General features: G+C 53.8%; 7 protein-coding genes. 1 reads left to right on the top strand and 6 read right to left on the bottom strand.

Annotated elements, in window-relative coordinates; translation table 11 throughout:
- Positions 1–100: 100 nt before the first annotated feature.
- From ACMHLI_RS19745 to trxC, 5 genes are all read right to left on the bottom strand, one after another.
- Complete coding sequence (locus ACMHLI_RS19745) at positions 101–448, bottom strand: YfiM family lipoprotein (protein WP_413530940.1); 348 nt, start codon at positions 446–448, stop codon at positions 101–103.
- 60 nt (positions 449–508) lie between these two features.
- On the bottom strand, positions 509–1,864 hold the full coding sequence (pssA, locus tag ACMHLI_RS19740) for a CDP-diacylglycerol--serine O-phosphatidyltransferase (RefSeq protein ID WP_413530939.1): 1,356 nt from the start codon (positions 1,862–1,864) through the stop codon (positions 509–511).
- Positions 1,865–1,948: 84 nt separating this feature from the next.
- Positions 1,949–4,669 carry a bifunctional acetate--CoA ligase family protein/GNAT family N-acetyltransferase gene (locus ACMHLI_RS19735; protein ID WP_413530938.1) on the bottom strand — a complete coding sequence of 907 codons (2,721 nt, stop codon included), beginning with the start codon at positions 4,667–4,669 and terminating at the stop codon, positions 1,949–1,951.
- 31 nt (positions 4,670–4,700) lie between these two features.
- Positions 4,701–5,405, bottom strand: coding sequence for a tRNA-uridine aminocarboxypropyltransferase (locus ACMHLI_RS19730; protein ID WP_413530937.1), 705 nt, complete (start codon positions 5,403–5,405; stop codon positions 4,701–4,703).
- A gap of 139 nt (positions 5,406–5,544) precedes the next feature.
- Positions 5,545–5,964: a thioredoxin TrxC gene (gene trxC / locus ACMHLI_RS19725; protein WP_112165794.1), complete on the bottom strand. Its 420-nt coding sequence runs from the start codon at positions 5,962–5,964 to the stop codon at positions 5,545–5,547.
- Positions 5,965–6,193: 229 nt separating this feature from the next.
- Between trxC and ACMHLI_RS19720 the strand changes: the two genes are divergently transcribed.
- Complete coding sequence (locus ACMHLI_RS19720) at positions 6,194–7,297, top strand: tRNA/rRNA methyltransferase (RefSeq protein ID WP_413530936.1); 1,104 nt, start codon at positions 6,194–6,196, stop codon at positions 7,295–7,297.
- A 75-nt stretch (positions 7,298–7,372) separates the two neighbouring features.
- Here ACMHLI_RS19720 and emrB read toward each other — a convergent pair whose 3' ends face one another.
- Positions 7,373–8,908 (bottom strand): multidrug efflux MFS transporter permease subunit EmrB, encoded by a 1,536-nt coding sequence (gene emrB, locus ACMHLI_RS19715; RefSeq protein ID WP_413530935.1) that lies wholly within the window; start codon positions 8,906–8,908, stop codon positions 7,373–7,375.
- Positions 8,909–8,924: the final 16 nt, after the last annotated feature.

Here is an 8,924-nt window from a genome sequence, read left to right as displayed (position 1 = left end):
GCAGGGCTTTTTGCTGTCTGGAATTTGGTGAAACTGACCGCAGATAAACAGCTATTTACCTTTTTTGCAGCTAAGTATGGAAGTATTGCAATAAAAATCATCAATAATGCGTCAACTGATAAGCACTATACCCCACTGCGGCCCCGGCAATATCCCAACTGAAATCTTTCCAGCTCCATCCACTTCCACCTTCCCTGCTGTCATAAAGTTCTTTTGCCGCGCCCAGGCCCACCGAAAACAGCAAGCCAAAAGAACGACTGCGTGCTTCATTCCATCCCTGATTATCCCCATAAGCGGTGGCTGTCGCGGCTAACACGGCCGATCCCACAAAGTGCTCTGCTTTGTCTTTACCGGTCCATTGATCGTTGGCGAAGTGAGTGCAGCCATTACTCATTAATATCAGGGCGATTAAGGGGAGTCTATAAGAAGGGGAAGGTGAGTGAGCCATTTGTATTATTCCAGATATAAAAAAGCCCGATCAAGTTGATCAGGCTTTCAGTATAGCCAATTACAGAATTCGGCTGATTAATCTGTCGATACGTATACGCCGTAAACGGCGAATAAGTTTACGTACTTTAACCGGATAATTAGGGATGCTTTCCAGTTCCATATAATGAGAGACAACTTGCGTGTACTGACGAATTTCATCCAGCTCTTTCTGACGCTGCTCCGCCATCTCTTTATGGGGATCGTGGATTAAAATCGCATTCTCAAGATCCAATCGCCATGCACGGGGATTTAGGTTATTCCCGGTGATCAGCTGCCAGCGGTCATCGACCCACATGCCTTTCAGGTGGTAACTGTTATCCCCATCTTTCCATAAACGCACAATCAACTGACCGCTGTCGACAAAACGCTGTAAACGGCTCAGGAAACGGCGTAGGTTAATTTCGTAGAGATAGGGCAGAGCACCGATGATCTTAAAAGGCTGATCCTGTGGAATATAGAAATCGTTGGCTGTCTTATCGCCAACAATAATCTCTACCTGCTTCCCGCGGCGCAGCAGATGAATAATATTGCGCGACAGCATCGCAGGCATATTGAAATAAGGAGTACACAGCGTCAGCTTCTGATCCGTACTGGCCATCAGATGATGAATAGTCCGGTTCAGCTCGTTCTGCTTGCCCAGACCAACAATAGGCGTCACCGCCAATTCATCATTTCCGGCGCTGTCTTTGAAATGATATCCGCTGGAGCGCAGGCTTTGGCGGAACTGACGCGTTTCGTTTTTGATCTCAATGCTTTTCGGACGATCTTCACGATCGAGGCGCTGCACGGCTGCGGCAGTAATGATCGACTTCTTCATAAAGTCGATCATGGTGTTTGCCAGCGCCGCATTGCTCAGCAACTGGTAGCGGTCATAGCGATATTTCTCATGGCGATGCAGATAGACATCATTGAGGCTTGCGCCGCTGTAGATCACCTGATCGTCAATCACAAAACCTTTTAGATGCAGGACACCCAGTGCTTCACGCGTATTAACAGGAACACCGTACACCGGCACAGAACATTCAGGATGCTCCTTCGCCATGCGGCAATACCAGTCAGCATTGGTGTCAGCCGCAGCGGCGCCAATACGCCCACGCTGGGCACGGTGCCAGTCTACCAGCACGCAAATCTCAAGCTCAGGTCGTTGCTGTTTAGCCGCATAAAGTGCCGACAATACGTCGCGACCGCCGTCATCATTCTCTAAATAGAGAGCGACCAGATATATCCGTTGGGTAGCGTTGGCAATTGCACTGAGCAGCGTCTTACGGAAATCTGTTGGGCAGTAGAGCGTTTTTACAGCATCAACCGTTTGGGGGAGTTTGGGTAGCTGAGCAAGGTGTTGTTGATGTTTATTACGTTTGAATTTAGACAACATCACAGTGCGCTTCTTCTCTCTTCATGTAATGGCTTTCGCGGCACAAGCAGACAGTGGTAACCGCACAATCGGTCGATAATACCATTAGTCCTCTCCGATGTGCGCATCTTTTGCCTGTTCATGGCTGAGGCTCACGATTTTCTGCGAGGTTATTCGGCTCTTTTTAAGCACAAGCGACAGGTTCACAATGCCGTCCTGAATCTGGATGTCGACGTCGAACCCGAGCTTTCTGGCTAGCGTGATCATGCCCTGATTGTTCGGCATGGTGATTCCCGTCAGACGTTGCAGCCCATGCTCTGCAGCATAGTTGATCATTTTATCGAGAAGTCTGCGCCCAAGCCCCAGTCCTTTCAGATCCGAGCGAACCAGCACGGAGAATTCAGCATCGATATTGTCCGGATCTGAGACAGCTCGCGTCACTCCAATAATTTCAATTTCATCATTCACCGTATGTATGGCTACGAAGGCCATTTCACGGTCGTAATCGATCTGCGTCATGTTGGCTAAATCTTCATGAGTGAATTCATTGATCTCATTGAAGTAGCGGTAATAGAGGTCTTCTTTTGTAACTTTTAGGATAAATGCTTTTAGCAGCGGTTCATCCTCGGGGAGGATAGGGCGGAACAAGGCCTGTGAGCCATTTTTAAGGACAACGCGCTCTTCCAGTTCGCGTGGATAAGGCCGGATTGCCAGACGTGATGGCGCATCAGCCGTTTGGGCAGATAGCTGCATCGATACGTCCAGCAGACTAAGCTCGCTTCCTGAGACCAGCAGCGGATGAATATCAAGCCGTTCGATTTCAGGGCAATCAATGATCAGGTTCGATACATTCACCAGCAGCTGGCTGAGCGCGGAAATATCGAGAGGATGTAATGCATTGCGCCCACGAATTTTGCCGCTTTTCAGCGCCTGAACCACCTGATAGCGGGCCAGCGTCATATTCAGCGGCGGCAACGCTACCACCGCCTGACGTTCGGGCTGCCAGTCAGAACCGGCCTCAGCCAGCATAATCAGCGGACCGAAGACCGGATCCTGCTCTACTACTACCCGCAGCTCCTGCGAGCCCGGGCGGTTAGCCATTGTTTGTACCAGCAGACCCTGAATTCTCGCCTGGGGAAAAGCCTGCCGGGCGCGATCGAAAATGGCATTCGCCGCCTGTTCGACTTCGCTGGCGGTGCGCAGATAAAGCATCACGCCCTGAACTTCGGAATTATGCGGAATATCCGGCGAGCGTAATTTCAATGCCACCGGATACCCCACCTGGCTGGCGATATTGACGGCTTCGGCACTGTCGCTGGCAATCCACGTCGGTAATACGTTCATCCCATAGGCCTGTAAAATCGCGCGGACTTCATGCGTATCTAACTGCGTTGTGCCCTCAGCCAGCGTCTGAGCGATAAGCCGGTGAGCCTGATCGGTGTTCTGTTCAAGATCCGCAGGCAGTGCCGGGGTTTCTTTCAGCTGTTTCTGATTACGACGATATTCCACCATATGCATAAACGCTGTGACTGTACCCTCTGGCGTGCGGTAAGTCGGAATTCCCGCCTCGGTAAACAGTTTTCGTGCTTCCTGCGAAGAGAATTCGCCGCACCAGTTGGTCAGCAGCGTGACGTATTTACCGCGCGGATGTTTACGAACAGCCTCAATAAGATGACTGGCGGTGACTGTTCCATGCGCAGCGGCACTTGGCGCGTGGATCACCAGCAGTGCATCAAAATCTGTGCTGTCGAGTAGCGTCGTCATGACCGCCTGATAGAGCTGCGGTGTGGCGTCATCATGTAAGTCCAAAGGATTCAAGGCTGAAATCGTGCTCGGCAGAACGGCGCTCAGTGCCCTGCATGTCTCTTCACCTAGCTCCGCCAGTTTCCCATTGCGCGATAGCAACTGGTCCAGCGCCATCGCGGCAGGAGCAGCGCCGTTGCTAATGATAAGTAAGCGCTCACCTTTTAGCGGGCGCATGTGACTGAGGGTTTCTACTGCCGAAAACAGTTCGTGCGTATCCTGTACGCGCAGTAAGCCAGCACGCTGAATGGCGGCATCATAGGCCGCGTCAAGGCTCAGCGGGCTGTTGAGTAGCTTCTGCGCCATTACGCTCCGCCCGCTTTTGATCACAAGAATCGGTTTATTGCGTGAAGCGCTCCGCGAGGCAGAAAGAAAACGCCGCGCGTCGCTGATATGTTCGAGATAAAGGAGGATAGCGCTGGTTTTACTGTCGCGGGCGAGGAAATCGAGCAGATCATCTACGTCGATATCCAGACTGTCGCCGAGCGAAATGAAATAGGAAAACCCGACGGCGCGCTGCTGTGCCCAGTCGAGAATAGTATTGGCGACGGCGGCGGACTGAGAAATAAACGCCAGTTTGCCGGGAAGGATCGGCACCGGTGAAAAGCTGGCGTTCAGGCGCTGCCAAGGCGCAAGAATGCCCAGACTGTTTGGACCGAGCAGGCGCATTGAAAAGCGCTGGGCGCAGGCCTTCAGTTCAGCGAATTGTCGTGGCTGTGAGGAAAGGACGATAACCGTTTTACAGCCGCGCTCGCCGAGCTGCTCCAGCAGCGCAAGATTACGATCGGCGTGCGTGCAAAGAATGGCTAAATCTGGTGACATCGGCAGGCTGATGACATCCCGCCAGGTCAGAACGCCACACACAGCACGATATGCGGGGGTGACCGGTAGTACCGGGCCGTTGAATCCGCTATCGAGCAGATTACGCATCATCAGGTATCCGGCACGTCCCGGCTTGTTGCTGGCACCGACTACCGCGATAGATTCAGGTCGTAACAGGGCTTCTAGTCCGCGCTGGCTCATCAGAACTCCAATCAATCATCCTGAACTGATTCTAGAGGCTTTCTGCGTTCTTTGCTGTGAGCTGATGCACCGGATGATGGGGTTTTCCTGCCAGATATTGGGTACGGAAATGATTGAAGTGCCGTGACAGCCCCGCAGAAGCCTCCAGATCCCCGGCTTTTTCCAGCAGGGCTGCGGCTACTTCTACGGTGCAATGCAGCTCCGGACGTGAGGCTTCGCGCAAGATATAGCCGGAGCTGGCGCTCACATCCAATGAGAATACCGGCAGATTATCGAGATATGGGCTTTTGCGAAACATCTTGCGCGCTTCGTTCCAGGTGCCGTCGAGCATAATAAACAGCGGCGGCTTGCTGCCCGCTGGCACTTCGGTAAAGACCTGACGCGGCGGCTCGGCGAATGAGGCCGGGAAAACCACGTATGCCTGACGGGAGGGATCCGAAATCGCTTCAATCAGTGCAGGATCGGTTTCTGTGCGCGACCACATAAACGCCAGTGTGTCAGGCAGAACGTCGGCTATCAGGCGCCCGGTATTACTGGGTTTCATCGGCTCTGTGTCAAACATCACCAGACAAAATCGGCTGGCGGCCTGATGGATTTCACGCGTCGCACAAATACAGTTACGTACGGGTAACAGGCATGACTGACAGCGGATCGCCCGTGAACCGCGCGCGAGAAAAGGGCGGGTAGATTTGGCGAGGCGTTCTGTTCGCAGGCGAAGGACGGCGTTGTCTGACATAAGCATTCCGGTAATCGAAAAACGGCTATTCTAATCACCCCTGTGGGGCTGGCAAGCGAATCTGTTGCTGGCGGGAGGTTTACAAAAAAAGGCCCGCACAGAAGCGGGCCATCGGCAGGGCTTTATACCGGCTTATGCGTTACAATGATTCATTAAGCCAGTCATTGAACGGGGCTTTAGGCACCGCGCCGCTCAGCATATCGACCATTTTGCCTTCATTAAAGACCATAATGGTGGGAATGCTGCGGATCCGGAACCGCGCACTCAGTTCTGGTTCTGCTTCGGTATTAACCTTGATGAACCGGATTTTACCGGCGCGTTCCTGAGCCACATCTTCAAAGATTGGCGCGAAGTTAACACACGGGCCGCACCATGGAGCCCAAAAATCGATGACAACCGGCAGGTCATCCTGCAGGTATTTATCCAGCGTGGCAGCAGTAGCATGAACCACATCGCCTTCAAAAAGTGAATGACCGCAGCGGCCACATTTTGCGCCGTCGTCGATACGATCCTCTGGCAGGCGGTTGGTGGCCTGACATGATGAACAAATCGTATTCATAAAATAGCCTCTACATTGCTTAACGTGAGAACGGTATCAACCTTAATGGGTCCGGTACTAAAGTTGGCTGATATGTTACTTGTATGTTGTAAGTATGAGGGCGCAGCATTCCGTTAACAACGCGGTTTATTCAATGAATACGATAGTTTTAAGCTTTTGGTCCAAAGCATGTGGCTTAGCTCACAGACATCAGGTAATCTTCGCGCCCTGCGCGTAGGTGGAGAGAAAAATGAACGATTCATTCAGTGGCAAGAACGGCAAAGTCAAAGTGATGTTCGTCCGTAGTGACGACGACGGCGATAACCGCAATAACGATAAACGTCCTTCCAATAACAGAGGACGTCCGGGCGATAAACCTCGCCAGGGTTCCCGTCCAGACGATGCCCGCCGCAATGAGCGTCGCAGCAGCGATTCCCGTGGTGATTCACGCGGTGCAGATACACGAGGTGGTGACGATCGCCCACGCCGTCCGGCCCGTGATGACGACGGCCCGTATTCTTCGCCGTGGAAAACCGTTTCACGTGCGCCCGCGGATGAATCCGTGCCCGATCACGGTGGCATCAGCGGTAAAAGCTTTATCGATCCTGAGCAATTGCGTCGTCAGCGTCAGGAAGAGACTCGCGTGTACGGTGAAAACGCCTGTCAGGCACTGTTTGCCAGCCGTCCGGACGCGATCGTTCGTGCGTGGTTCGTGCAATCTGTGACTCCGCGTTTTCGCGAAGCGCTGCGCTGGATGGCGGCAAACCGCAAAGCCTATCATGTGGTTGAAGATGAAGAGCTGGTGAAAGCCTCCGGCACTGAACACCACGGCGGCGTGTGTTTCCTGATTAAAAAGCGTCAGGGTCTGGATGCAGAAACTTATCTGCAAACGGCTCGCGCGAAAGACTGTGTGCTGGCGCTGGAAAACGTCGGCAACCCGCACAACCTCGGCGGTATCATGCGTTCTTGTGCGCATTTCGGTATCAACGGGATGCTGGTTCAGGATCCGGCCCAGCTGGAATCCGGTGCCGCAGTGCGTACCGCTGAAGGCGGCGCGGAACACGTTAAAGCCATCAACGCGGATAACTTCCTCGATGTGCTGGCGACCTTCCGTAAAGCGGGTTACACCATCGTCACCACCTCCAGCCATAAAGGGACTGCGCTTGGTAAAGCCGAGCTGCCTGCCAAAATGGTGCTGGTGTTGGGTGAGGAGAGTGATGGTTTGTCCGACAGCGCATGGCAGCAGGGTGACCTGAGCGTGTCTATCGGCGGGACCGGTAAAGTAGAAAGCCTGAACGTTTCCGTCGCGACCGGTATTTTGCTGGCCGAATGGTGGCGTCAGAATCAGGCATAATCCCCTGATTTGCAGCTAAAAAAACGGACGCTCATGGCGTCCGTTTTGCTTTCTGGCTTATACCGATTTAGAAAATCAGTGAGCGCCGCCGCCGCCCCCACCGCTGCTAAACGGTGGCCGTGCGAACCAGATTAAGATCAGCAAGAACAGGAATGCCCCTCCCGACAGCCAGAAGATCTCGTTAGCAGAGATGATTAGTCCCTGATTGGTGATCTCACGCGCCATCCAGCCAGAAGCCTGCTGGTGACTCATGCCCATACTTTCGAGCTGCTGATAGGTCTGTGTTGCCGCCGGATTAAACGGTGTGATGTTTTCCGACAGCTGCGCGTGATGCAGCGATTCTCGGTTTGACCACATCGTGGTGGTGATCGATGTACCGATCGAACCTGCCAGCGTTCGGATAAAGTTCGACAAACTTGATGCGGCCGCCATACGTTCCGGCGGTAATCCCGACAGAATAATGGTAGTCAGCGGCATGAAGAAGCAGCCAACTGCGAAGCCCTGAATAAACTGCGGCCAGGCCGACGCACCAAAATCCATTCCCGGTTCGAATGTGTACGCGCGCCAGTAGAAGCAGACCGCATACATGATGAAGCTGAACGTCACCAGTTTTCGCATGTCCAGCCGGTGCGCAAAGCGACCGATGATCGGCGACATGATGACCGGCAAAATCCCCACCGGTGCCGACGCCAGACCTGCCCATGTCGCGGTGTAGCCGTATACCTCCTGCAACAGCTGCGGCAGCAGAACGATCGCACCGAAGTAAAGCATGTAGGCCAGGCTGATACACAACACGCCAATGGTGAAGTTTCGCGATTTAAACAGCGACAGGTCGACAATCGGATGGTCGTCGGTCAGCTCCCATACGACCAGGAAGCAGAGCGCGACCACCGCCACGACCGCCAGCACGATAATTTCCGTCGAGTTAAACCAGTCCAGCTCTTTACCGCGGTCGAGCATCACCTGCAACGCGCCAATCCCCAGCACCAGCAATACCAGACCGACGCTGTCGATCGGGCGGATCTGCGTAGCCGTTTCGCGTCCTTTCAGCGTTTTTAGCGTCAGGAAGACCACGGCGGCACCGATCGGCACGTTGATGAAGAAGATCCAGCCCCAGTGGTAGTTATCACTGATGTATCCGCCGAGGATCGGCCCGCAAATCGGAGCGACGATCACCGTCATCGACCAGAGCGCCAGGGCGGTACTTCGCTTGGCCGGCGGATAGTTATTCAGTAACAGACTTTGGGATAGCGGGATCAGTGGACCTGCCACCACGCCCTGCACCACACGGAAGAAGATCAGCATTTCCAGACTGTTGGACATGCCGCACAGCCACGATGCAATGGCAAACAGCACCGTAGACCACAGGAACAGTTTGACTTCGCCGATGCGTTTTGCCAGCCAGCCGGTGATCGGGATTGAGATGGCGTTCGCCACCCCGAACGAGGTGATCACCCAGGTGCCCTGTGAGTTCGAGGCACCCAGATTCCCGGCAATGGTCGGGATCGCCACGTTGGCGATCGTCGAGTCCAGCACCTGCATGAACGTGGCCATCGACAAAGCCACCGTCATCCAGGCCAGCGGTGCGCCTACCAGCGGTTTATTTGCCACAGAGGCCTCCGGAGGT

The sequence above is a fragment of the Rahnella inusitata genome, assembly GCF_965118895.1.
GTDB lineage: Bacteria > Pseudomonadota > Gammaproteobacteria > Enterobacterales > Enterobacteriaceae > Rahnella > Rahnella inusitata_A.
Note: the sequence above shows the minus strand (reverse complement) of the source record. Positions and strands in the feature narration are given on the sequence as shown.